This window comes from Caulobacter sp. GW821-FHT11E10 (assembly GCF_058808375.1).
The window spans coordinates 173,114-194,416 of record NZ_JBXARP010000002.1 but is presented as its reverse complement, the minus strand read 5'-3'; the positions used below and the strand labels follow the sequence as shown (position 1 = coordinate 194,416).

The following is a 21,303-nucleotide window of genomic DNA, read 5'->3' as shown; positions in this document are numbered from 1 at the left end:
CGGGAAGCTGGACTGGAGGTAGGCGGAAAAGAAAAAAGGTCCCGAAGGACCTTTGCGCGCGCGACCGAGCTACGACGTGACTTCTAGGTCACCCCGCGAACGGCCGCTCCATAAGTACGATCATGGTTTTGCGCACGAGTCTTGCTCCAAAGCTACGGAATGGGTCATGACATGCGCCTGATGGAGCGTCAAGGCGCTCTTTACCGCAAGGTTGTGCCTTTGCAGAGCGGTGTGACCTTACCGAAGTTTCGCGCGTCCGAGGCAGGTTTGACCCGTCACGGCCGCGCTCTCGCAATCGAGACGCGTTTCACCGTTCGGGCGGCGCGAATTTCTGATCGGCGAAGAGTTTCGCGGCGGGTCGAAAAACCGGGGGCGAGCGCGCGCTTTGGCCTCAGGTCTCTGGCGTCCCGCTGTCCAAGGTTTGGGCCAGCAGTTGGAGCGCGGCCGCGGCGAAGGCCTGCATGTTGGCGGCCCGCTCGGCGCTGCCGGTCTCGAGCGTCGCGCTGACCGACGCCTCCTCGCCGACCACGGCCATGCAGCAGTGGCCGGGGGCGTCGCCGTAGCGGTTGCCGTCGGGTCCAGCCGCGCCGGTCTCCGACAGGGCCCAGGTCGCCTTGAGGTTCTTGCGCGCCACGCGGGCCAGCATGACGGCGTAGGGCTCGCTGGCGGAGCGCAGGCCGTCCATGGCCTTCTGCGGGATGTCCATCAGTGTCAGACGCGCCCGGGCCGTATAGACCACGGCCCCGCCGACATAGAACTTGGACGCGCCCGGCACCGCCAGCAGGGCCGCCGAGATCAGGCCGCCAGCCGAGGACTCGGCGATGGCCACGGTCTCGCCCCGGGCGATCAGGCGTTCGGCGACGCGTTCGGCGAGAGCGTTGAGGTCGGACATCGGTTTTCTTTCGTACGGGGCGGCCTTTCCATAGGGCCAAGTCAGCGGCCTGCAAACACGCCTGCGAAGTGGCTCTCGCCAAGATTGAGCGAACGTGCTCACCATGGCCAAGCTCAACCAGGAGATCTCTGTGCTCGTCCAAGACGCCACGCCGCCCGCCGCGACCGCGCCCGCCGTTCCCCAGCCGCCGACGCTGCAGCGCCTGGCGCCGGTGGCCCAGAAGGCGAGGCCGCTGACCCTGGCCAAAGGCGGAAAGACCGAGAACGCGGTGGTGCGCTACCAGATCTTCCTGCGCACCATCGCCAAGCCGAGCGCGGTCCCGACGCCGCCGGAGGGCGTGACGGTGTCGGCGATCCCCTGCGCCTGGACGGTCGAGTCCTACCTTCAGCGCGACCTCTGCTTCTATTCGATCACGGGCCTGCTCGGCTGCGAGGAGGGCGCCACCAAGCCGCTGATGGCGGTGGACAACGGCCAGGCCGACCTACCGGCCGGGACGGCCTGCGAGGTTTTCGCCAAGCCGGTGACGGCCGCCGAGGATCGGGTGATCGCGACCCTGGATCGCCTCAAGGACCAGATGTTCGACGAAGACTACCAGCTGGCCGTCAAGCCGCGATTGGTCCGTGGCGGGACGATCGTCACGGAACGCTGACGCGCCGCCAGTCCGGGGTCTGGTTGCGGAACCAGGTCAGCTGGCGCTTGGCGTAGCGGCGCGTTTCCTGGCGCGCGGCGTCCAGGGCCTGGTCCAGGGTGGTTTCGCCGCGCAGGTGGGCGGCGAACTCGCGATAGCCGACGGCCTTGAGGGCGGGCAGGGACGGATCCAGGCCTCGGGTCTCCATGGCCCGCACTTCGTCCAGGGCGCCTTGCTCGACCATGACTGACAGCCGCGCGTCGCAGCGGGCATAGAGGTCGGCGCGCGGCGGGTCGAGCACGACACCCTCCCAACTGCCGGGAACCAGGGCCGGCTTGGTGTCGGTCTGCCACGCGGTCAGCGACTTGCCGGTGGCCAGGGCCACGGCGTGGGCCCGGACCAGGCGCTGGCGGTCGCCGACCTCGATGCGAGCCTCGGCCTGGGGGTCGAGAGGCTTGAGGATTTCACGGAATTCCTCCTCGCCCCTGGCGGCGTAGAGCAGGCCGGAGATCTCGCGCTGGGTTTCGGGCACGGGCGGCACGTCGGCCAGGCCGTGGGTGAGGGCGCGAAAATAGAGGCCGGTGCCGCCGACCACGATGGCCGGATTGCCCCGGGCCTCGATCTCGGCCAGGGCCTTGGTCGCCGCTTCCAGCCAGCGCCCGACGGACCAGCCGACACCGGCGTCGACCACTTCGAACAGGTGATGCGGCGCGCGCGCGGCCTCCTCGGGCGAGGGGCCGGCGGTCAGTACGCGCAGGCCCGCATAGATCTGCATGGAGTCGGCGTTGACGATCTCGCCGCCGGTCTGCTCGGCCAATTGCAGCGCATAGGCCGACTTGCCGCTTGCGGTCGGGCCCGCGATCAGCCAGATGCGGGGCGCGATGTCCGAACTCTCCACCATACCGACCGTCCTCACCGTCGTGGGGGCAAACCCCGACGCATACGCACAAGCCGTGTCGCGCGTCGAAGCCAGGCTGTCCAGCCGCCGCGAGGACTTGGGGCCGCTGGCCGCCGACTTCTTTGTCGAGGGCGGCGACCTGGACGGCCTCAAGGGCGACCTGGGTGACCTGGCCGTCGACTTCGCTGTCCAGCCCGTCAAGAACCGCAAGAAGCGCCTTCTTATCGCCGACATGGACTCGACGATCATCAACGTCGAGTGCCTGGACGAGCTGGCCGACTTCGCCGGCGTCAAGGAACAGGTCTCGGAGATCACCGAGCGCGCCATGCGCGGCGAACTGGCCTTCGAAGGCGCCCTGCGCGAGCGGGTCGGCATGCTGAAGGGCCTCGGCGTCGAGGCGCTGCAGAACTGCTACGACCAGCGGGTCCAACTGAACCCCGGCGCGCGGACCCTGGTCGTGACCATGGCCGAGCACGGCGCGCGCTGCGCCCTGGTCTCGGGCGGCTTCACCTTCTTCACCAGCCGGGTGGCGGAGGCGGCGGGCTTCCACCTGAACCGCGCCAACACGCTGATCGAGCTGGATGGCGCCCTGACCGGCCATGTCGGCGATCCGATCCTCGGCAAGGAGGCCAAGCTGGCCGCCCTCAACGAGGAGACGGCCGCCCTGGGCCTGACGCCGGCCGACGCCCTGGCCGTGGGCGACGGCGCCAACGACCTGGCGATGATCGAGGCCGCGGGTCTCGGCGTGGCCTACCGGGCCAAGCCGATCGTGGCCGCGCAGGCCCACGCCAAGGTCGACCACACCGACCTGACCACCTTGCTCTACTTCCAGGGCTACAAGGCCGAGGAGTTTTGCCAGTGAGCTTTCCCCGTCGTGTCGAAGGCGTCGTGTTCGACATGGACGGCCTGCTGCTGGACACCGAGATCGTCTATCGCGCCGCGATGATCGAGGCGGGCGAGGTCTTCGACGTCCATTTCACCGGCGAGACCTATGCCGCCATGGTCGGCAAGACGACTCCGGAATGCGGCGTCATGCTGCGCGAGATCTACGGCGAGGACTTCCCGGTTCAGGCCTATTTCGAGCGGGTCTGGGCCGATGTCGAGGTCCTGCTTGAGGCCGAGACCAAGCTGAAGGCTGGGGTGATCGAGATCCTCGACTATCTCGACGACCTGGGCCTGCCGCGTGGCATCGCCACGTCCAACGGCATCGTCGCCGTCGAGAAGTATCTGGGGCGCTTTGATCTGCTGCGCCGCTTCAACGCGGTGGTGGCCAACCACGACGTCACCAAGCACAAGCCCAATCCGGATCCCTATCTGGAAGCCGCTCGCCGCCTCGGCGTCGACCCGGCCCACTGTCTGGCGCTGGAAGACTCTCACCCCGGCGTCCGCGCCGCCCACGCGGCCGGCATGATGACCGTCATGGTGCCGGATATCCTCGATCCCAACGAGGAGATGCACGAGAAGTGCGTCCACATCGCCGACAGCCTGCACCACGTGCTGGACCTGCTGAAGGCGTCGGTGGAAGAGCCCGCCTAGAAGCTCGAGATGATCGGCGGCAGCGTCACGGTCTGGGCCGCCTCTTCAACGCGGCGCCGCTGTTCCTCACGCTTGGCGGCGCGGGCGTCCGCGGCCTCGGTGAGAATTTCGTGCCAGCGCTGCGGCTTGCCATAGGCGCCGGGCCGGAGGGGCGAGGGACGTTTCGAAACCATCGGCAGTCTCCACAACCGCCGCCAGACTAGCACGGATCAGGCGCTCTTGCGCGCCTCGTCCTCGTGCTCGGCCGGCAGGTCGATCGACCACTCGCCCAGGAACTCGACCAGCTTGTCCAGGCCCATCGGCCGAGCGATGTGATAGCCTTGGGCCAGGTCGCAGCCCAGCAGTTGCAGGGCCGCCAGGGCTTCGCGGGTCTCGACGCCCTCGGCGGTGACCTTCATGCCCAGGCTATGGGCCAGGTCGACCGTGGACTTCACCAGCAGCGCGTCCTTGCCGCCCGATTGCAGGGTCATGACGAAGGCCTTGTCGATCTTCAGCTCATCGGCGCGGATCTGCTTCAGATAGGCCAGGGACGACAGGCCCGAGCCGTAGTCGTCGATCGAGACGGGGATGCCGGCCTCGGCCAGACGTTGCAGCACGCCCAGGGCGACGTCGGGATTGCCGATCACGGCGGTTTCGGTGATCTCGAAGCAAAGGCGCGCCCCGGCGGCCGAGACCTGGGCGATGGCGTGCTCGGCGAAGACCCGGTCGTCGATCAGGCGGCCGGAGATGTTGATCGACATCAGCACGTCGTGGCCGGCGGCGCGCAGGCGGGCCTGGTCCTCGATGGCCTGGGTCAGCACGTAGTCCGTCAGGGCGCGGATGTGGCCGGTTTCTTCCGCCATGCCGACGAAGAGGTCAGGGCGCAGCGAGCCGCGTGTAGGGTGGTTCCAGCGGGCCAGGGCCTCGACGCCGGTGATCTTGCCGGTGCGCAGGTCCAGCTTGGGCTGGTGGTTCAGGAACAGGTCGCCGTCGCGCACCGCCGCCAGCATCTCGCTCATCAGGGAGAGATTGGCGGCCGGGTCGCCATAGGCGACGGCGTCGAAGGCCATCAGCTTCTTGTGAGCGGCGCGGGCCTGGTCCAGGGCGATCAGGGCCCGTTCGATCAGGCGGCCGGCGTCGAGCTCGTCCGCCATCGTCGCGGCCAGCCCATGGGTGATGTGCACGTCCACCGGTTCGCCGCCGATGTGGATCGGCTCTTCCAGCAAGGGCAAGGCGCCGTCGACGCGTTCGAGGACGGTCTCAAGATCGTTGGCCGCGGTGATCACACAGAGGATCGAGGTGGTCAGGCGGCCGACCAGGACGCCCGGCGCGATTTCCGTGATCCGTTGACCCAGCTTGGCGACCAGTTCGGTGGCCAGCTCGTAGCCGATGGCCGCGCGCACGGCGGGGAAGCGGTCGAAGCCGATGGCGCTGATCACGACCTGTTCGCCCGGGCCGAGGTCGGCCAGGCGCATCTCGATCGCGCGCTCCAGGGCGCGGCGGTTGGGCAGGCCGGTCTCGCCGTCGTGCAGCGCCTGACGGATCATGTCCGCCTCGCGCTCGCGGATCTCGCTGGCCATCAGGTTGAAGCTCTCGGCCAGGCGGCCGATCTCATCGCGGGTGGTGACCTCGACGGTCACGCTCTCGCCGCTCTGCAGCCGGCGGGCGGCGACGGCCAGGGCGATGATCGGCTTGGCCAGGCCGCGTGACAGGGCCCAGCTGGCGGCGGCGACCAGGGCGGCGCTGAGCAGGCCGGCCACGATCACCGCGGCCATCAAGGCGCGGTAGGGCGCCATGGCCTGGGCCATCGGATAGCGCAGCACCAGCGCCGCGCCGCTGGTCTTGTCCAGGGTCTTGATCGGCTTGACCAGGACCAGGCTGTCGGCGCCGCCATGCAGCATGGTCGGCGCGCGCACCTTGTCGTGCATGGCCTTGGCTACAAAGGCGGCGAGGGCGGTGTTGGCGGGGCCTTGGTCAGCCGAGATCCAGGTCGCGCCGCGCTGGTCGAACACCTGTGCGTCCAGACCGATCGCCGAAAGCTTTTCCAGGGCCTGCATCTCGCGCTCGTCCAGCTTGGCGGCGAAGACGATCCAGCCGGTGAGGGTGGGCGACAGGATAGGGGCCGAGATCAGTTGGTAGGGCTGGCCGTCGATGGCGAACACGCCCTGGGCGCCGTCCTCGGCGTCCAGCGCGCTCCACAGCTTTTCCACGTCCGTGCGAGCGGGATCCAGCCCCACGACATCGCCGTCGACGCCGACGGTGAAGGCCAGGTCCAGGCCCAGGCGCTGGCGGAGGTTGGCGACCGCCGACTCGACGGTCGGGCGGTCATGGGTGGCGACGGCGGCGCGGAAACCGAAGTCGCGGGATAGAAGTTCAGCGCCGTCATGCAGGCGCTGGGTGCGCAGGGCCCAGACTCGATCGAACACCGTGCCTGAGACGGCCAGTTCCTCGCGAACGGCGCGCTGGGCGTTGCTGGCGATCGCTACATAGACCGTCACCGCGACAAGGCTCAGCGCCAGGGCGAAGAGCCCGGCGTAGAGAACTGTCAGCTTGGTCTGGAGGCGCTGGAACATGGCGTCAGTGGTGATCCGCCTGGGCGCGCAGTTCGACCGACACCGCCTCGCGGACCGGTCCCGCGCCCACGCTGGTGGTCGACAGAGTCTTTTCGTTCTTCGGCGCGCGAAGATAGGGGTGCCAGACCTTGGCGACGACGGCCCCGGCCGGAACGTCCTGGATCGTGACCACGCCGGCGCTGTCGGTCTTGCCGGCATAGGCCGTGTCGACCACGCGGATGAACCCGACCATCTGGTCGTGGATGTTGCAGCCGATCGCCACCGCTCCGACCGCGCTCATCTTGGCGGTGCGGTTTTCCTCGCGGCCATAGAGCTTGATCTCGAACTTGTTGCCTGGCGAGAACGAATAGACGTGGTGGCGGACCTTATCGAGGTTCGGGAACGAGACCTCGGCGCCGACCGGGACCACCAGCATGAAGGGCGAGAACTGGATGTTCTGCTGGGCCACGCGATAGGGCCAGGGGAATTTGATCGGGCCCTTGGTCGGCTGGCCGTTCGGATAGACCATCACCACCGCGTCGGGCACGGGCTTGCCATCGGCCCCGCGCACCGTGGCCGTGAAATCACCGGCCAGCGCGTGTCCGCCCCAGAACGCAACCATCAGAAGTAGCGCAGCGTATCTCATCAGACTTTCGTAGCGCGGGCCGAGTGAAATGCGCGTTAACGTAGCGATCCACACGCCGCCGAGTGGAGGACACCTGTTTCGGGTTTCTCGTTCTACTTGGAAACCGAACGTAAAACCTTTGGAGACCAGGTTCTGGCCCATCCGATGCGGGATGTAAGGGGCTCGCGATCGGCTCTCCTGGAGGGGGCTATGAAGCGACTTTCGTATGCAGCGTGCGCCGCGACCTTGCTCGGCGCGTCAGCGTCGGCGGCTCACGCCGGTGAGATCGAGACCGGCGGCAAGCTCCTGCTCACCCATGGGGTCAGCGCGCTGGAAGGCGGAGCGGGCGGCGGTCTGGCGACCTGGGCGGTGATCGCTGGCGGCGAGACCAGCCATGGGATCGGCGGCGAGGTCCACGGGACCTATGTCGACGTCAGGGATTACAAGCTGCGCGCATTTGGTGGGGCCGTCGGCTTCCACGACCGTTTCGAGCTTTCGGCCACGCGCCAGGAATTCGACACCGGTCCGACCGGCGCCAAGCTGGGCCTGGGCAAGGGTTTCACCTTCAAGCAGACGGTGCTGGGCGCCAAGGTCCGGGTCCTGGGCGACGCGGTCTACGACCAGGACACCTGGGTCCCGCAGGTCAGTATCGGAGCCCAGTACAAGGACAACAACCAGGACGCCATCGTCCGCGCCGTGGGGGCCAGGAAGGACAGCGGCGTCGACCTCTACGCGGCGGCGACCAAGCTGCTGCTGGACAAGTCGCTGGTGCTGAACGGCACGGTGCGCCTGACCAAGGCCAACCAGACAGGCCTCCTGGGCTTCGGTTCGGCCAAGGACGGTGGCTACAAACCGCAGTTCGAAGGCTCGGCCGGATACTTGCTGAGCAAGCGTTTCGTGGTCGGCGCGGAGTACCGCACCAAGCCCAGCAACCTGGCCTTCGCCAAGGAGGACGACTGGATGGACCTGTTCGCGGCCTACGCCGTGAACAAGCACCTGTCGGTGACCGCGGCCTATGTCGATCTCGGCGACATCGCCACCTTCAAGAACCAGCGCGGGGTCTATCTGTCGCTGCAGGCCGGCTTCTAGGAGGAGCGATCATGATCACCGCCAAGACCTTCCTCCTCGCCGGCGCCATGGCTCTGGGCCTTGTCGGCTCGGGCTTCGCGCAGGACGCCGCCACGCCGCCCGGCGAGAAGCCCGTCGACGCCTACAAGCAGTCGAACGCCAACGCCGGCGCCACGCCGATGACGGACAAGGCGGTCTTCGAGGCGTTCCACGGCAAGGACGGCATCGACCGCATCGTCGAGACCCTGGTCGAGCGCAACTTCGCCGACCCCCGGATCAAGGACTTCTTCGCCGCCGCCGACAAGGTGCGCCTGAAGCGGACCCTGAAGGAGCAGTTCTGCTACATCCTGGGCGGCGGCTGCGACTACACCGGCAAGGACATGAAGAGCTCGCACAAGGACCAGGGCACGACCAACAAGGACTTCAACGCCCTGGTCGAGAACCTGCGGTTCGCCATGGACAAGGAGGGCGTGCCCTTCGCCGCCCAGAACAAGCTGCTGGCCAAGCTGGCCCCGCAACAGCGGGACATCGTCGAGCGCTAGGGCGTCTCTTGTAAAAGCAGCCGGTCGCGCGGATATGAGGGCCCCCACTACGAGGCCTGACTGACGTGACCGGCGCAAACCCCGCTACCCTCGACGACGCCCGCTCGGCGCTGGACCGCATCGCCGATCCGGTGAGCGGGCAGGGGCTGGTCGCCGCCGGCCTGGTGCAGGGCTTGGTCGTCCGCAACGGCCGGGCCGGCTTCATGCTGGAAGTTCCCGCCAGCCAGGCCGCGACCTACGCCCCGATCCGCGAGACCGCCGAGAAGGCCCTGGCCGCCTTGCCGGGGATCGAGGTCGCCCAGGTGGTGTTGACCACCCAGGCCGCCGAGGGCGCGACCCGGGTGCGCAAGGGCGCCAAGATCTCCGAGGACCCGCAGGCCCGCATGGTCCCGCCGCCGGAAGCCGAGAAGCCCGCCCATGTGAAGCACGTGATCGCCGTGGCCTCGGGCAAGGGCGGGGTGGGCAAGTCCACCGTCTCGACCAACCTCGCCGTCGCCTTCGCCCGCATGGGCCTGCGCGTCGGCCTGCTGGACGCCGACATCTACGGGCCTTCCGCGCCCAAGATGATGGGCGTCGACGGCGATCCGCTGTTCGAGGACAACAAGCTCCAGCCGCTGGAAGCCCATGGCGTCAAGCTGATGTCGATCGGCTTCATCGTCGACGAGGGCAAGGCGATGATCTGGCGCGGGCCGATGGCCTCGTCGGCGGTCCGCCAGATGATCCACGACGTGGCCTGGGGCTCGGAAGCCGCGCCGCTGGACGTGTTGGTCGTCGACCTGCCGCCGGGCACCGGCGACATCCAGCTGACCCTGGTCCAGAAGCTGCGCATCGACGGCGCGGTGCTGGTCACCACGCCCCAGGAGATCGCGCTGATCGACGCCCGCCGCGCGGCGGCGATGTTCGAGAAGACCGCCACCCCGATCCTGGGTCTCGTCGAGAACATGGCCTACTTCGCCGATCCCTCGACCGGCGCCCCGATCCCGATCTTCGGCGAGGGCGGCGGCGTGGCCGAGGCCGAGCGCCTGGGCGTGCCGCTGCTGGGCCGCGTGCCGATCGAGATCGCTGTGCGCCTCGGCGGCGACGAGGGCGTTCCGGTGGTGATCGGCGAGCCCAAGGGCGAGGCGGCCGAGGTCTTCGTGAGCGCGGCCCGCACCCTTTGGGACGCCATCAGCCACTAATCTCTCGTCATCCCGGCAGCAGCGGAGCGGAGAGCCGGGATGACGAGCGTTTTGGGGCACGAGAAAGCCCGCCAGGATCGCTCCGGCGGGCTTCACGTCAGCCGCCGGCCATCTTGCGGAAAAACTTCTGGCCCTGTTCGCCGCCGTTGAAATAGGCCTTCTGGTCCGTCTCGGCGGTGATCTTGTCCCAGCTGTCGCGGACCTCCTCGGCCGAGAGGCCGCCTTCGCCCAGATAGACGCCCTCGGTCTCGTAGATGCGCGACAGGGCGAAGGCCCCGGCGCCGGCGGTCAGGATCGCTCCGGTGGGGGCCTCGTCCGAGGCCAGATAGACGACGCCCGGCGTGACGTATTCGGGCGCCAGCTTGGCCAGCACTTCCGGCGGCATCAGGTTCTCGGTCATGCGGGTGGCCGCGACCGGGCTGATGGCGTTGATCTTCACGTCGTTCTTGGCGCCCTCCAGCTTGAGGGTGTTCATCAGGCCCAGCACCGCCATCTTGGCCGCGCCGTAGTTGGACTGGCCGAAGTTGCCGTACATGCCCGACGACGAGGTGGTCACGACGATGCGGCCGTAGTTCTGGGCCTTCATGATGTCCCAGACCGCCTTGATCGGCTTGAAGGTGCCCCAGACGTGGACCTGCATGACGGCCTCGAAGTCCTCGAGCGCCATCTTGGTCAGGGTGCGGTCGCGCAGGATGCCGGCGTTGGCGATCAGGATGTCGATGCGGCCCCAGGTGTCCATCGCGGTCTGGACCATGTTGGCCACGCCGGCGTCGTCGGTGACCGAGGCGCCGTGGGCGATGGCCTCGCCGCCAAACGCCTTGATCTCGTCGACCACCTTCTGGGCCGCCTCTGACGAGCCGCCCGAGCCGTCGACGCTGCCGCCCAGGTCGTTGACCACGACCTTGGCGCCGCGACGGGCCAGCTCCAGGGCGTGCTGACGCCCGAGCCCGCCGCCCGCGCCCGTGACGATCGCCACCTTGCCGTCGAAGCGGATGTCCGTCATGCCCAAGTCTCCCTCAAACGCGTGTTTGGTTTTGCCGTGTTGTGCGGCGCGAGGGGGAGGGCGTCAAGGGTGACGGTCACCCATGCGCGTTCGACTTCACGCGGTTGGCCGCTGAAGCAAAGAAAGGGAAGCGGAGCGCCCGGGCGACGCCCGGAGGTTTGGAGAGTGATTACCGTTTCGACGAAGCCAGGCGCTCCGCGCGGCCGTTATCCGGTGAGCCCTCGACGCGCGGGGTCTTAACCCGCTTTCGAAAGAGGCCCCCGACGGGCGGGCCGGGGCGACGACCCCGGTCCCGGCGTGCTCGGGCGATTTCAGCCCGGGCCTGTTGCTCTCATCAGCCCGACATCCCACGTCGTTTTTGTGTTCCAGGGTCGACTACCTCAGGAGGGATGCGGTTGCGGGCATGACCCCGCGCCGACGAGCGCTACCCGCTCGACCACCCCTGACAGCCGTCACGATCGCCGGCCGGACGTCCCTTCCAAGCCGTCAGGTGCAGTTAGTATTGTGGGCGTTTTGAACGCGGATGATTCAGCGGCGCGTAAAAGTAGGAAGTGGTTGGTTTTGCTTGGTTCAGCTTCGCGAACGCCGAGGATAGGCGGCCGCCAATCCCCATAACCGCCGTCATTCCCGCCCTTGTGGCGGGAACCCTCTGCCCGCCGCAGGTGCGGGTGCTTAGCCAACAGGGTGAGACCTTTGACAGACCAGGTTCTGCGGCTCTTTCTTAGAAAGAGGGAGAGGGCCACCGCGTAGCGGTTGGAGGATGAGCCTAGGAGAGGCAGGTGAACGTTCTCGAACTTCCAGTGCCGACGAATGAGTACGTCTATCGTCATGCCATCCTCGGTCGAGAAGCCCTTAGCGAAAACCGACTTGGAGCTGCCGAGTTGTTCTTTCGGGCAGCTCTTGGGCACGCGAGGCAACGGCTAAACGCCAATCGACATGACCCCTTGGCGCTGCGTGATGTGGCGATCTGTTGGGATCAGCTAGGCTATCTCCTTCAGCGGATAGGCGAGATTGAAGAGGCTAGCGACGCATACTTCGAAGCAGAAGGACGGTATTCGGAAACAGTTGAGTTAGCTGGGCGCTACGGTGAATGCGGACGAGAATTGGCAAGATACCTTTGGAGGTGCGCAGCCCTACCGTTGCAGGAACTGAACTACGTCACTGCACGGACCTTGCTGGAGAACAGCATGGAAATTCTTTGGGTTCGATCACTAGCTGAACCGACCTGTTGGGCGCGGCTGCACGAATTTGCAGAAGCGATGATCCGGTTGGGGATCGCGATAAAGGGGCAGTGTGAGCTGGAGCTGCGCGATGATCAGCGAGGTTCCAAATGAAAACGCCGCGCGAGAGCCGCGCGGCGTTCCACAGTGATTTGAGCTGAAGCGGCCTCTTACGCCTTCTTCTTGCCCGTCCCGCCGGCCACCGGCGGCGTCGGCTTGTCGCGCTTGATGCCGGCTTTCTGGCCCGGCTTCATGAACTTCACCAGCACGCGCTGGCCGACCAGGAAGGGGGCGTTGTCGGCGCTGACCACGACCTCGACGACGCGTTCGTCGCTGCGTTGGCTGGGGTCGTCCGAGGCCAGCTTGCGGGCGCCGAACACGGCGGCGCGGCGCAGGACCTTGCCGGTGTAGGTCTTGTCGGGATTGCCTTCCGGCTGGATCTCGACCTCCTGGCCGATGGCCACGTTCGGGATGTCGGCCTCGACGATCTCGGCGCGGACGATGCGCTGGGTGTTCGGCTCGAGGTCGAACATCGCCGTGACGTTCAGGGTCGAGGCGCCGGCGCCCGGATTGGCCTGGCGGCGGGCGATGCGGCCGTTGGCCGGCGCGCGGATCACCGTGAGTTCCTGGTTGTACTGCGACTGGGCCAGCTGGGCGGCGGCGACGCTGATCGAGGCCGTCTGCGCGCCGATATTGGCCTGGGCCGAGGCGATCTGGTCGCGAGCGGCGTCCAGCTTCTGGGCCGCGACGTAGTTCGAGGCCGCCAGGCTTTGCAGGCGGTTGAACTCGCGCTGGGCCGTGCGCAGCTGCACTTGATAGAGCTGCAGCTGGGCCTTGGCCGAGGCCAGGTTGGCCGAAGCCGTCTGGGCGGCGAGGCGGACGTCGTCGTCCTCCTGCTTGGCCAGAGGCTGGCCCTGGGTGACGATGTCGCCTTCCTGGACGAAGACCTGGCGGATGATGCCCTGGCGGCGCGCGGCCACCTGGATCACGCCGCCCTCGACGTCAGCCTTGCCCTGGGCGATGGCCGCGTAGGGGGAGGGCTCCTCCTGGGCGGCGGCCACTTCCAGCTGCTTCTTCTTTTCGGCGGCCTGTTTCTTCGCATAGACGAAGCCGCCGCCGAGCAGCACGATGACGATCAGAACGATCCAGAAGGCGGGTCGGCGCAGAAAGCCGGGCATGTCGAGGTTCCCCCAGAAAATCAGTGGCTGAGCGGCGTCGGATTGGCGTCGGGCGTGCGGCGCACGTCGTCCAGGATCCGGCCGTCTTCAATGTGGATGACGCGGTCGGCATAGGCCTCGAGCCGCGGGTCGTGGGTGACGCAGACCACCGCCGCGCCGCGGACCGAGGCGGCCTCGCGCAGCAGACGGATGACGATCTGGCCGTTTTCGCCGTCCAGGGCCGAGGTCGGCTCATCGGCGAAGATCAGGTTGGGGTTCTTGGCCAGGGCGCGGGCGATGGCCACGCGCTGCTTTTCGCCGCCCGACAGTTCCGACGGACGCTGGTTGACGCGCGGGCCCAGGCCCACCGCTTCCAGGGCCGCCTGGGCGCGACGAGCCTGCTCGCCCTTGCTCGCGCCCTGGTACTTCAGCGCCGTCATCACCTGCTGCTTGGCCGACAGGGCCGGGAACAGGTTGAAGCCCTGGAAGATGAAGCCGCAGTGGTCGAGGCGGAACTTGTCGATCTTGCCGGTCGACAGGGCCCAGAGATCATTGGCCTCCAGGGCCGAGACCTTGCCTTCCTCGGGCTTGAGCAGGCCGGAGAGGGCGGCGACCAGGGTCGACTTGCCCGAGCCCGACGGGCCCATGACCATGGTCACGTCGCCGTGCTTGGCGTCGAAGTCCACGCCCTTGAGCACCTCGATATAGGTGCGGCCGGTCTTGAACCGCTTGACCAGGCCCGTGGCCCGAATAGCGGTCTCGCCGCGCTTGTGAGCGTTGTCGCCAATCTTCGCGTCGGGGGTCATCGCAGCAGGTCCGCGGGTTGGCTGTTCTTGAGGATGCCGAGCGACAGGAAGCCCGACAGCATGGCGATCACCACCAGGAAGACGGCGACGATGACGATCAGGGTCGGCGGGAAGTACATCGGTACGCCGCCGGCGACCGCCAGCAGGCTGACCAGCCAGGTCAGGAGGCCCGCCGCGCCGACGCCGACGATGCCGACCCAGAAGCTGAGCTCCATGACGATGTTGCGCAGGTCGCCCATCGACACGCCCAGGGCGCGCAGGGAGGCGAACTCCTTGATGTTGGCCATGATCGCGCCGCGCAGGGTCTGCCAGGTGATCGCCACCCCGATCAGCAGGCCCAGGAAGGCCGAGAAGCCCAGCATGATGCCGATGATCTGGTCGTCCAGCATGGCGTTGGAGTTGGCGTCGGCCAGTTCCTGGCGGGTCCAGGCGCGGAACTTGCCGTCGGCCTTCTTGTTCAGCTGGGCCGCCACGATCTCGGCGCGGGCCGGGTCGCGGATCTCGACCATCAGCGGGCCGACGCGCTGGCCGGTGTCGGCCTCGCCCAGCATTCGCAGGGTGTCGCGCGACATGACCAGGGTCGGCTGGATGATGTTGGGATAGCCCCGGGTGATGACGGCGATGGTGATGGTCTTGCCGTTGTAGAGGGCGCGGTCGCCCTTCTTGACGCCCAGGCGCTTGAGGGCCGTCTCGTCCACCGCCACGGCGAAGGGGCGGCGCAGGGCTTCGATCATTGAGTCGGTGTAGTCGGTCGGCACCGTCACATAGCCGGGGATCGCGTCGATCACCGTCACGTTGACGAACTCGCTCTTGCGGCCCGAACCGCCGGGCTGGCCCTTGCCCTTGCCGGCCTTCTTGGCGCGAGCCTCTTCCTTGGCCTGCTGCTCTGGCGACAGGATGTTCTGGAAGCGGCCGCCGGAGCCGTCCAGCGGGGCCACCTGGGTGACCTCGGGATGGCTGTAGACCAGCGGAATCATGCGGCGCGGCAGGCCGGAGGGGCCGCCGAACAAGGCCTTGGCGCCCGGACCCAGCACCATGACGTCGGCGCGGGCGCGGTCGATCTGGGCGGTGAAACCCTTGCCGATGCCGACGAACATGCCGACCTGAGCCAGGACGAGGAGGCCGGAAAAGGCCAGGGCGACCACGGCCGCCATATAACGACGCCACTCGTAAAGCAGAGTGGCTAAGGCCAACGACATTCGGACTCGTGCTCCCCCAAACCGACGGTTGCAGCAATGAACGGCGATCGTCGAACGTCCAAGTTAAATCGGGGTAAGGCGCATTTCTGTAGTGAAATATTCGCCAGGGACGCGGAAGAAGGCTGGTTCGCCCCCCATCTCGGGGCTAAGCGCCCTTTGACGTGCAGCGATCAGACATATTCATGATGGGTCTTCGCACCGCCTCCGCCCTGATCGTCGCGTTCGCCGCGACGGCGTCGGCGCGCGCGGACGAGGGCATGTGGACGCTGGACAAGGTTCCCGTCGAACGGATCAAGGCCGCCTCTGGCGTGACCCTGGACGCCGGCTGGCTGGACGCGGTCCAGGCCTCGGCCGTGCGGCTGAGCAGCGGCTGCTCGGCGGCGGTGGTCAGTCCCCAAGGGCTGGCCGCGACCAACAGCCACTGCGTCGCCGATTGCGCTCAAGCGCTGTCGAGCGAGGGCGATGACCTGGTCCAGGGCGGCTTCCTGACCCATGGGCGCGACGAGGAGCGCAAGTGCGCCGGCCTGCAGGCCGAGGTGCTGCTGGACATCATCGACGTCACCGACCAGGTGCGGGCCGCCATCGAGGACAGGCCCGGCGAGGACAAGAGCGGCCGCGATTTCGTGCGGGCCCGCGAAGGGGCGCTGGCGCTGGCCGAGCTGGCCGCCTGCGGCCAGGACCAGACGCTGCGCTGCCAGGCGATCAGCTTTTTCCGGGGCGGGCAGTACAAGGTCTACAAGTATCGGCGCTACAGCGACGTGCGGCTGGTCTTCGCGCCCGAGATGGCCGTCTCCGCGTTCGGCGGCGATCCGGACAACTTCAACTTCCCGCGCTACGCGCTCGATGTCGCCTTTGTCAGGCTCTATGCCGACGACGCGCCCGCCGCGACCCCGGCCTTCCTGAAGTGGCGGCGCAAGGCGCCGGTCGAGGGCGAGCCGACCTTCGTCGTCGGCAATCCCGGCTCGACCGAGCGCCAGCTGACCATCGCCCAGCTGGAGACCCAGCGCGACCTGGTGCTGCCGGTCCTGCAGTTGCAGAGGGCCGAGCTGCGCGGCCGGTTGATCCAGTTCGGCCGGGAAAGCGCCGAGCATGCGCGGATCGCGGGTTCGGGCCTGGCCTGGGTCGAAAACAGCTACAAGGCGGGTCTCGGCCGGCAGTTCACCCTGAACGACAAGGCCTTCTTCGAGGCCAAGCGCGCCAGCGAAGCCGCGTTGCGGGCCAAGGTCGCGGCCGATCCCGCCCTGGCGGCCCAGGCCGGTGACGCCTGGGACCGGATCGCGGCGGCGCAGGCGGCCGCGGCCGAGCGCTTCCTGCCGCTGCGCATGCTGGAAAGCGGCGCGGGCGGCGGATCGGACCTCTTCTACTATGCGCGCCTGCTGGTGCGGGCCGCCCAGGAGCGCGAGAAGCCCAACGCCAAGCGCCTGCCGGAGTATGTCGACACCCGCCTGCCGCTGATCGAGCGCAAGCTGGCCGACGCGCCGGCGGCCGAGGCGGCGCTGGAGCGGATCTATCTGGAGCACTGGCTGCTCAAGGCCCGCGAATATCTGACGGTCGACGCGCCGGAGCTTCGGATGCTGCTGGGCGCCGAGAGCCCCGAGCAGGTCGCCGAGCAACTGGCCGCGAGCCAGCTGTCCGATCCCGACGTCCGCATGGCGCTGTGGAAGGGCGGCCTCGCGGCGATCAAGGCCTCGGACGATCCGCTGATCCGCTTCGTGCTGCGCACCGACCCGGCCGCGCGCCAGGCGCGCGCCGCCTATGAGACGGAGGTGGCGGGGCCCATCGACGTCGCCGCGGAGAAGATCGCCAAGGCCCGCTTCGCGGTGCTGGGCGACAGCGCCTATCCGGACGCGACCTACTCGCTGCGCCTGTCGTACGGCAAGGTCGCCGGCTGGACGGAGCGGGGCAGGGCGATCCCGGCCACGACGGACTTCGCCGGCCTCTACCAGCGGGCCACCGGCGTGGAGCCGTTCGCCGCCGCGCCGCGCTGGGTCGAGGCCAAGGACCGGCTGAACCCGGACACGGTCTTCGATTTCGCCAGCACCAACGACATCATCGGCGGCAATTCCGGCTCGCCGGTCATCGACGCCAAGGGCCGGCTGATGGGCGTGGCCTTCGACGGCAACATCCATTCGCTGGGCGGGGCCTACGGCTATGACGCGGCCCGCAATCGGACCGTGTCGGTCTCGGCCGTGGCGGTGGTCGAGGCGCTGGACAAGGTCTATGGCCGGACGCAGCTCGTGAACGAGCTGAAGGGCCGCTGACGCACGTCGCGAGTCGGCGGCGCGGGCCGGCGACCGCCCTTTGCCGGAGCGTCGGGGTGGCGAGTTCGGGTTGGTAATAAGGCTCTGACTTAGGCAATCCGCCCCTTGCCCAACCATTCCCTGCGCAAGCCGCTTGCGTGCGACAGCGGAGTTGGTGTCATTCTTCGCCCCTTGGTCGGCGTCGCGGGGGCGTCGCCTCATCGTAAGGTCTTCGTTTTGATGTTCCGTCCCGAGAACTTTCAGGCCCTCGCCGGTCTGGTAGTCACTTTGGGCCTTTGCTGGCTCGTTTCAGAGAATCGCAAGCGATTCCCGTGGGTTCTGGCGATCGGCGCCATTGTCATCCAGGTGCTCCTGGTCCTGGTGCTGTTCGGCCTGCCACAGGCCCAGCAGATGCTGCGCGGCGTCAATGGCGCGGTCGAGGGCCTTGGCGCCTCGACTCAGGCCGGCACCGCCTTCGTGTTCGGCTACCTGGCCGGCGGCGACCAACCGTTCGACATGACCAACCCGGGCGCGGGCTTCATCTTCGCCTTCCGCGTCATGCCGGTGATCCTGGTGGTCTGCGCCCTGTCGGCGCTGCTGTGGCACTGGAAGATCCTCAAGTGGCTGGCCCAGGGCTTCGGCTTCGTGTTCCAGAAGACGCTGGGCCTGCGCGGCCCGCCGGCCCTGGCCACCGCCGCCACCATCTTCATGGGTCAGGTCGAAGGGCCGATCTTCATCCGCGCCTATCTCGACAAGCTGAGCCGCTCGGAACTCTTCATGCTGATCGCGGTCGGCATGGCCTGCGTCTCGGGCTCGACCATGGTCGCCTACGCCACCATCCTGGCCGGCGTGCTGCCCAACGCGGCGGCCCACGTGCTGACCGCCTCGATCATTTCGGCCCCGGCCGGGGTGCTGCTGGCCCGCATCATCGTGCCGTCCGATCCGATGGAAAAGGGCGGCGACCTGGACCTGGCCAGCGAGGACAAGACCTACGGCAGCGCCATCGACGCGGTGATGAAGGGCACCACCGACGGTCTGCAGATCGCGCTGAACGTGGGCGCGACCCTGATCGTCTTCGTGGCCCTGGCCACCATGGTCGACAAGATCCTGGGCGCCATGCCCCCAATCGGCGGCCAGCCCCTGAGCATCGCGCGCGGCCTGGGCGTGGTCTTCTCGCCCCTGGCCTGGTCGATGGGCATTCCCTGGAAGGAAGCGGGCACGGCCGGCGGTCTGCTGGGCGTGAAGCTGATCCTCACCGAGTTCACCGCCTTCATCCAGCTGTCGAAGACCAGCACGGCGTTGCTGGACGAGCGCACCCGCATGATCCTGACCTACGCGCTGTGCGGCTTCGCCAACATCGGTTCGGTCGGCATGAACGTGGCCGGCTTCTCGGTTCTGGTGCCGGAACGTCGCCAGGAAGTGCTGGGCCTGGTCTGGAAAGCCATGATGGCCGGGTTCCTGGCCACCTGCCTGACCGCCTCGCTGGTCGGCCTGATGCCCCGGGCGCTGTTCGGGCTTTAATCAACCAAAAGTTGCTCTTATCCTCTCCCTTCCCCCTTTGATGGGGGAAGGGTTGGGGATGGGGGTGACAGCGTGTCCGACGGAACTCTGAAATCCCGGCACACCCCCGGCGCCGTCAAGCGCGCCAGACGCCTCCGCAGCGAAATGACCGCTAGCGAACGAACGCTCTGGAGCGCCCTTCGCGCACTCAAGCTCCACATCCGTCGACAAGCGCCGATCGGTCGCTATGTCGCTGACTTCGTCCACCACGGCGCACGCCTGGTGATCGAGGTCGACAGTGGTTGGCACGACCATCCCGAAGCCCAACTCCGCGACGCCGAACGCGACGCTTGGCTAGCGAGCCAGGGATATCGCGTCATGCGTATCCGGGATGGGGAGGCCTACGGCAACCCACACCTCGTAGCCGAGCGCATCGCGGCGGCAATTCAGCAAACACCCCCATCCCAACCCTTCCCCCATCAAGGGGGAAGGGCTTTTGTTCCGTGACGGAAGGCGCGCATCCTGCCCGCAGGGGAGGAGCCACATGAAACTCTACGACTGCGCCCGCGCGCCCAATCCCCGACGTGTCCGCTGGTTCATGGCGGAGAAGGGGATCGACGACGTCGAGATCGTGGTGCTGTCGATCATGGGCGGCGACCATAAGTCCCCTGAGTACAAGGCCAAGGTCGGCATCTCGCACATGCCGGCGCTGGAGCTGGACGACGGGACCGTCATCACGGAATCCGTCGCCATCTGCCGCTACCTTGAGAGCGTCTATCCCGAGCCGAACATGTTCGGCCGAGACCCCAGGGAGACGGCGATCATCGAGATGTGGCTGCGGCGGACCGAAATGATGGTCGCCACGCCGATCATGCAGGGCGTGCGCCACAGCCATCCGGGCATGGCGGCGCTGGAGGCCCAGATCCCCGAGGTCGCCGCCTATAATCTGGACGGCGCCAAGCGGAGCCTGAAGGTGCTGGATCGCCGCCTCGCCGAGAGCGCCTTCATCGCCACCGACCGGGTGACGATCGCCGACGTGGTGGCCGTGGCCAGCATCGACTTCGGCCGGATGATCAAGTGGCGGCCGGATCCTGAGCTGACCCACGTCAACCGCTGGTTCGACGCCATGCTGGCTCGACCGGCCGCCAAGGCGGGAATGGCGGCCTAGGGCGCGTAGGACAACCACACGAGATGCAAATTGCTCGCCTTCCTGGGCCTTGTGCCCAGGACCCATCGTTCAGGCTCATCAGAGCTGAGGCAGAGTTCACGGTCCTTCAGTCGTGCGGGCTCGGAACGCTCGGAGTTCGCCGCCGACATGGGTCCTGGGCACAAGGCCCAGGAAGGCGGAGGATTGAGTGTCTTGGCTTATTCGCCAACTGAAACTCGACCGGCCCTAGCGCGCGCGGATCTTCTTGATCACGCCCGAGAAGTTCAGCATGGGCCCGGTCCCCGTCGAGATCAGGCCGCGCACGAACAGCAGCGAGCCGCCCGCCTTGATCACCTCGCCGGTGGCGGTGACCAGGTCGCCGGGACGGGCGGGACCGATGAATTCGCCATTCAGGCTGACGGTCACCGCGCGGCTGTCGCCCAGCGCCTTCCAGCCGATCGCGAACAGCGAGTAGTCGGCGAAGGTCATCATGCAGCCGCCGTGCATGAAGCCGCCGCCGTTCATGTGCTTGGGCTCGGCGCGGAAGGCGGCGGTGACCTGGCCGGCCTCGTCTTCCTTGAAGTAGAAGGGCCCGGACTGGTCTTCGAACGGATCCATGCCGGCCCAGGTGCGCCAGCCGGCCCAGTCGCCGGTCTCGACCAGGCGCGGGCCGCTCCAGATGTCATTGCCGCCGTCCATGGCGCTTCCCCTGAGTTTCTTTTGAGGATCAGCTAGAAGCCTGAGACGATCAGCGCAAGCCGTCGGTCTCGCCTCTGCTGACAATCCGTGGCAAGGGAGCGTCCATGACCACCCCGATCCAAGACACCATCCTGTCCCAGCTGGCGGCGCTGCCCAAGGGCAAGTCGATTGACCCGATGAACGTCGCCAAGGCGGTCCAGCCCGAGCGCTGGCAGCAGATCCTGGGCCACGTGCGCACCAACGCCATCGAGCTGGCCCGCGAAGGCAAGATCGTCGTCCTGCGCCACAACAAGCCGGTCAATCCCGAGAAGTTCCGGGGCGTCTACCGCCTGCGCCTGCGCATGGAAGGCGACCCGACCTCGTTTGAGGACGTCGCCGGTGATGAAGGCGACGACGCGTAAGGCTTGACCTTACGGCTTTCGCGTCTGTGTTCT

General features: G+C 67.6%; 23 protein-coding genes. 12 read left to right on the top strand and 11 right to left on the bottom strand.

Going from position 1 to position 21,303, the window contains the following annotated elements:
* Nucleotides 1-88: 88 nt before the first annotated feature.
* Complete coding sequence (locus tag AC1RRV_RS04035) at nucleotides 89-136, bottom strand: hypothetical protein (protein WP_024265762.1); 48 nt, start codon at nucleotides 134-136, stop codon at nucleotides 89-91.
* A gap of 255 nt (nucleotides 137-391) precedes the next feature.
* Nucleotides 392-892 carry a CinA family protein gene (locus tag AC1RRV_RS04030; protein WP_492858295.1) on the bottom strand — a complete coding sequence of 167 codons (501 nt, stop codon included), beginning with the start codon at nucleotides 890-892 and terminating at the stop codon, nucleotides 392-394.
* A 103-nt stretch (nucleotides 893-995) separates the two neighbouring features.
* Here AC1RRV_RS04030 and AC1RRV_RS04025 point away from each other — a divergent pair, with 103 nt between their 5' ends.
* Nucleotides 996-1,541, top strand: a complete 546-nt coding sequence (locus AC1RRV_RS04025; RefSeq protein ID WP_492858294.1) for a hypothetical protein — start codon at nucleotides 996-998, stop codon at nucleotides 1,539-1,541.
* Here the strand turns inward: AC1RRV_RS04025 and miaA are convergent.
* Nucleotides 1,528-2,421: a tRNA (adenosine(37)-N6)-dimethylallyltransferase MiaA gene (miaA, locus tag AC1RRV_RS04020; protein ID WP_492858293.1), complete on the bottom strand. Its 894-nt coding sequence runs from the start codon at nucleotides 2,419-2,421 to the stop codon at nucleotides 1,528-1,530. The genes AC1RRV_RS04025 and miaA overlap by 14 nt on opposite strands.
* Here miaA and serB point away from each other — a divergent pair.
* A complete protein-coding gene (gene serB / locus AC1RRV_RS04015) occupies nucleotides 2,402-3,280 on the top strand; it encodes a phosphoserine phosphatase SerB (RefSeq protein WP_492858292.1) in 879 nt (292 codons plus the stop codon). The genes miaA and serB overlap by 20 nt on opposite strands.
* Entirely contained in the window at nucleotides 3,277-3,954 is a 678-nt protein-coding gene (locus tag AC1RRV_RS04010; protein WP_492858291.1) for an HAD family hydrolase, read from the top strand. The genes serB and AC1RRV_RS04010 overlap by 4 nt, the downstream gene beginning before the upstream one ends.
* Here AC1RRV_RS04010 and AC1RRV_RS04005 read toward each other — a convergent pair.
* Genes AC1RRV_RS04005 through AC1RRV_RS03995 form a run of 3 tightly spaced genes read right to left on the bottom strand, consistent with a single transcriptional unit; the run spans nucleotide 3,951 to nucleotide 7,131 of the window.
* The gene (locus AC1RRV_RS04005; RefSeq protein WP_492858290.1) at nucleotides 3,951-4,127 is read right to left on the bottom strand and encodes a hypothetical protein; all 177 of its coding nucleotides are present in this window, start codon (nucleotides 4,125-4,127) and stop codon (nucleotides 3,951-3,953) included. The genes AC1RRV_RS04010 and AC1RRV_RS04005 overlap by 4 nt on opposite strands.
* Nucleotides 4,128-4,163: 36 nt before the next feature.
* On the bottom strand, nucleotides 4,164-6,506 hold the full coding sequence (locus AC1RRV_RS04000; protein WP_492858289.1) for a putative bifunctional diguanylate cyclase/phosphodiesterase: 2,343 nt from the start codon (nucleotides 6,504-6,506) through the stop codon (nucleotides 4,164-4,166).
* 4 nt (nucleotides 6,507-6,510) lie between these two features.
* Entirely contained in the window at nucleotides 6,511-7,131 is a 621-nt protein-coding gene (locus AC1RRV_RS03995) for a cupredoxin domain-containing protein (RefSeq protein WP_492858288.1), read from the bottom strand.
* Between the two features lie 189 nt (nucleotides 7,132-7,320).
* On the opposite strand from AC1RRV_RS03995, the gene AC1RRV_RS03990 reads away from it, so the two are divergent.
* The 3 genes from AC1RRV_RS03990 to AC1RRV_RS03980 all read left to right on the top strand — a co-directional run bounded on the left by AC1RRV_RS03990 (nucleotide 7,321) and on the right by AC1RRV_RS03980 (nucleotide 9,898).
* Entirely contained in the window at nucleotides 7,321-8,199 is an 879-nt protein-coding gene (locus AC1RRV_RS03990; protein WP_492858287.1) for a DUF3034 family protein, read from the top strand.
* 11 nt (nucleotides 8,200-8,210) lie between these two features.
* Nucleotides 8,211-8,720, top strand: a complete 510-nt coding sequence (locus tag AC1RRV_RS03985; RefSeq protein WP_492858286.1) for a group I truncated hemoglobin — start codon at nucleotides 8,211-8,213, stop codon at nucleotides 8,718-8,720.
* A 65-nt stretch (nucleotides 8,721-8,785) separates the two neighbouring features.
* Nucleotides 8,786-9,898, top strand: coding sequence for an Mrp/NBP35 family ATP-binding protein (locus AC1RRV_RS03980; protein ID WP_492858285.1), 1,113 nt, complete (start codon nucleotides 8,786-8,788; stop codon nucleotides 9,896-9,898).
* Nucleotides 9,899-9,995: 97 nt separating this feature from the next.
* Here the strand turns inward: AC1RRV_RS03980 and AC1RRV_RS03975 are convergent, their stop codons facing one another.
* Nucleotides 9,996-10,901: an SDR family NAD(P)-dependent oxidoreductase gene (locus AC1RRV_RS03975; RefSeq protein WP_492858284.1), complete on the bottom strand. Its 906-nt coding sequence runs from the start codon at nucleotides 10,899-10,901 to the stop codon at nucleotides 9,996-9,998.
* Between the two features lie 779 nt (nucleotides 10,902-11,680).
* Between AC1RRV_RS03975 and AC1RRV_RS03970 the strand changes: the two genes are divergently transcribed.
* A complete protein-coding gene (locus AC1RRV_RS03970) occupies nucleotides 11,681-12,235 on the top strand; it encodes a hypothetical protein (RefSeq protein ID WP_492858283.1) in 555 nt (184 codons plus the stop codon).
* A 56-nt stretch (nucleotides 12,236-12,291) separates the two neighbouring features.
* On the opposite strand, the gene AC1RRV_RS03965 is transcribed toward AC1RRV_RS03970, so the two are convergent.
* The 3 genes from AC1RRV_RS03965 to AC1RRV_RS03955 are packed head-to-tail and all read right to left on the bottom strand — an operon-like array spanning nucleotide 12,292 to nucleotide 15,283.
* Nucleotides 12,292-13,299 (bottom strand): HlyD family secretion protein, encoded by a 1,008-nt coding sequence (locus tag AC1RRV_RS03965; protein ID WP_492858282.1) that lies wholly within the window; start codon nucleotides 13,297-13,299, stop codon nucleotides 12,292-12,294.
* A 20-nt stretch (nucleotides 13,300-13,319) separates the two neighbouring features.
* Entirely contained in the window at nucleotides 13,320-14,084 is a 765-nt protein-coding gene (locus AC1RRV_RS03960; protein ID WP_492858281.1) for an ABC transporter ATP-binding protein, read from the bottom strand.
* Nucleotides 14,081-15,283, bottom strand: a complete 1,203-nt coding sequence (locus AC1RRV_RS03955) for an ABC transporter permease (protein ID WP_492858280.1) — start codon at nucleotides 15,281-15,283, stop codon at nucleotides 14,081-14,083. Before AC1RRV_RS03955 ends, AC1RRV_RS03960 begins: the two co-directional genes overlap by 4 nt.
* A 182-nt stretch (nucleotides 15,284-15,465) precedes the next feature.
* Here AC1RRV_RS03955 and AC1RRV_RS03950 point away from each other — a divergent pair, with 182 nt between their 5' ends.
* The 4 genes from AC1RRV_RS03950 (at nucleotide 15,466) to AC1RRV_RS03935 (ending at nucleotide 20,191) form a co-directional block, all read left to right on the top strand.
* The gene (locus tag AC1RRV_RS03950; protein WP_492858279.1) at nucleotides 15,466-17,544 is read left to right on the top strand and encodes a S46 family peptidase; all 2,079 of its coding nucleotides are present in this window, start codon (nucleotides 15,466-15,468) and stop codon (nucleotides 17,542-17,544) included.
* Between the two features lie 219 nt (nucleotides 17,545-17,763).
* Entirely contained in the window at nucleotides 17,764-19,044 is a 1,281-nt protein-coding gene (locus tag AC1RRV_RS03945) for a NupC/NupG family nucleoside CNT transporter (protein WP_492858278.1), read from the top strand.
* A gap of 72 nt (nucleotides 19,045-19,116) precedes the next feature.
* On the top strand, nucleotides 19,117-19,530 hold the full coding sequence (locus AC1RRV_RS03940; RefSeq protein WP_492858277.1) for an endonuclease domain-containing protein: 414 nt from the start codon (nucleotides 19,117-19,119) through the stop codon (nucleotides 19,528-19,530).
* A gap of 37 nt (nucleotides 19,531-19,567) precedes the next feature.
* Complete coding sequence (locus AC1RRV_RS03935; RefSeq protein WP_492858276.1) at nucleotides 19,568-20,191, top strand: glutathione S-transferase family protein; 624 nt, start codon at nucleotides 19,568-19,570, stop codon at nucleotides 20,189-20,191.
* 225 nt (nucleotides 20,192-20,416) lie between these two features.
* Here AC1RRV_RS03935 and AC1RRV_RS03930 read toward each other — a convergent pair whose 3' ends face one another.
* The gene (locus AC1RRV_RS03930; protein ID WP_492858275.1) at nucleotides 20,417-20,869 is read right to left on the bottom strand and encodes a PaaI family thioesterase; all 453 of its coding nucleotides are present in this window, start codon (nucleotides 20,867-20,869) and stop codon (nucleotides 20,417-20,419) included.
* A gap of 104 nt (nucleotides 20,870-20,973) precedes the next feature.
* On the opposite strand from AC1RRV_RS03930, the gene AC1RRV_RS03925 reads away from it, so the two are divergent.
* Nucleotides 20,974-21,270: a DUF3253 domain-containing protein gene (locus AC1RRV_RS03925; RefSeq protein ID WP_492858274.1), complete on the top strand. Its 297-nt coding sequence runs from the start codon at nucleotides 20,974-20,976 to the stop codon at nucleotides 21,268-21,270.
* The last annotated feature ends 33 nt before the right edge of the window (nucleotides 21,271-21,303 follow it).

Excerpts from the sequence above, each read along its gene's own strand:
- AC1RRV_RS03975 (WP_492858284.1), bottom strand. The coding sequence starts at position 10,901 with ATGACGGACATCCGCTTCGACGGCAAGGTGGCGATCGTCACGGGCGCG.
- AC1RRV_RS03945 (WP_492858278.1), top strand. The coding sequence starts at position 17,764 with ATGTTCCGTCCCGAGAACTTTCAGGCCCTCGCCGGTCTGGTAGTCACT.
- AC1RRV_RS03985 (WP_492858286.1), top strand. The coding sequence starts at position 8,211 with ATGATCACCGCCAAGACCTTCCTCCTCGCCGGCGCCATGGCTCTGGGC.
- AC1RRV_RS03990 (WP_492858287.1), top strand. The coding sequence starts at position 7,321 with ATGAAGCGACTTTCGTATGCAGCGTGCGCCGCGACCTTGCTCGGCGCG.
- AC1RRV_RS04000 (WP_492858289.1), bottom strand. The coding sequence starts at position 6,506 with ATGTTCCAGCGCCTCCAGACCAAGCTGACAGTTCTCTACGCCGGGCTC.
- AC1RRV_RS03955 (WP_492858280.1), bottom strand. The coding sequence starts at position 15,283 with ATGTCGTTGGCCTTAGCCACTCTGCTTTACGAGTGGCGTCGTTATATG.
- AC1RRV_RS04025 (WP_492858294.1), top strand. The coding sequence starts at position 996 with ATGGCCAAGCTCAACCAGGAGATCTCTGTGCTCGTCCAAGACGCCACG.
- AC1RRV_RS03930 (WP_492858275.1), bottom strand. The coding sequence starts at position 20,869 with ATGGACGGCGGCAATGACATCTGGAGCGGCCCGCGCCTGGTCGAGACC.
- AC1RRV_RS03965 (WP_492858282.1), bottom strand. The coding sequence starts at position 13,299 with ATGCCCGGCTTTCTGCGCCGACCCGCCTTCTGGATCGTTCTGATCGTC.
- AC1RRV_RS04030 (WP_492858295.1), bottom strand. The coding sequence starts at position 892 with ATGTCCGACCTCAACGCTCTCGCCGAACGCGTCGCCGAACGCCTGATC.
- miaA (WP_492858293.1), bottom strand. The coding sequence starts at position 2,421 with ATGGTGGAGAGTTCGGACATCGCGCCCCGCATCTGGCTGATCGCGGGC.
- AC1RRV_RS03960 (WP_492858281.1), bottom strand. The coding sequence starts at position 14,084 with ATGACCCCCGACGCGAAGATTGGCGACAACGCTCACAAGCGCGGCGAG.
- AC1RRV_RS03935 (WP_492858276.1), top strand. The coding sequence starts at position 19,568 with ATGAAACTCTACGACTGCGCCCGCGCGCCCAATCCCCGACGTGTCCGC.
- serB (WP_492858292.1), top strand. The coding sequence starts at position 2,402 with ATGTCCGAACTCTCCACCATACCGACCGTCCTCACCGTCGTGGGGGCA.
- AC1RRV_RS03925 (WP_492858274.1), top strand. The coding sequence starts at position 20,974 with ATGACCACCCCGATCCAAGACACCATCCTGTCCCAGCTGGCGGCGCTG.
- AC1RRV_RS03950 (WP_492858279.1), top strand. The coding sequence starts at position 15,466 with ATGATGGGTCTTCGCACCGCCTCCGCCCTGATCGTCGCGTTCGCCGCG.
- AC1RRV_RS04005 (WP_492858290.1), bottom strand. The coding sequence starts at position 4,127 with ATGGTTTCGAAACGTCCCTCGCCCCTCCGGCCCGGCGCCTATGGCAAG.
- AC1RRV_RS03995 (WP_492858288.1), bottom strand. The coding sequence starts at position 7,131 with ATGAGATACGCTGCGCTACTTCTGATGGTTGCGTTCTGGGGCGGACAC.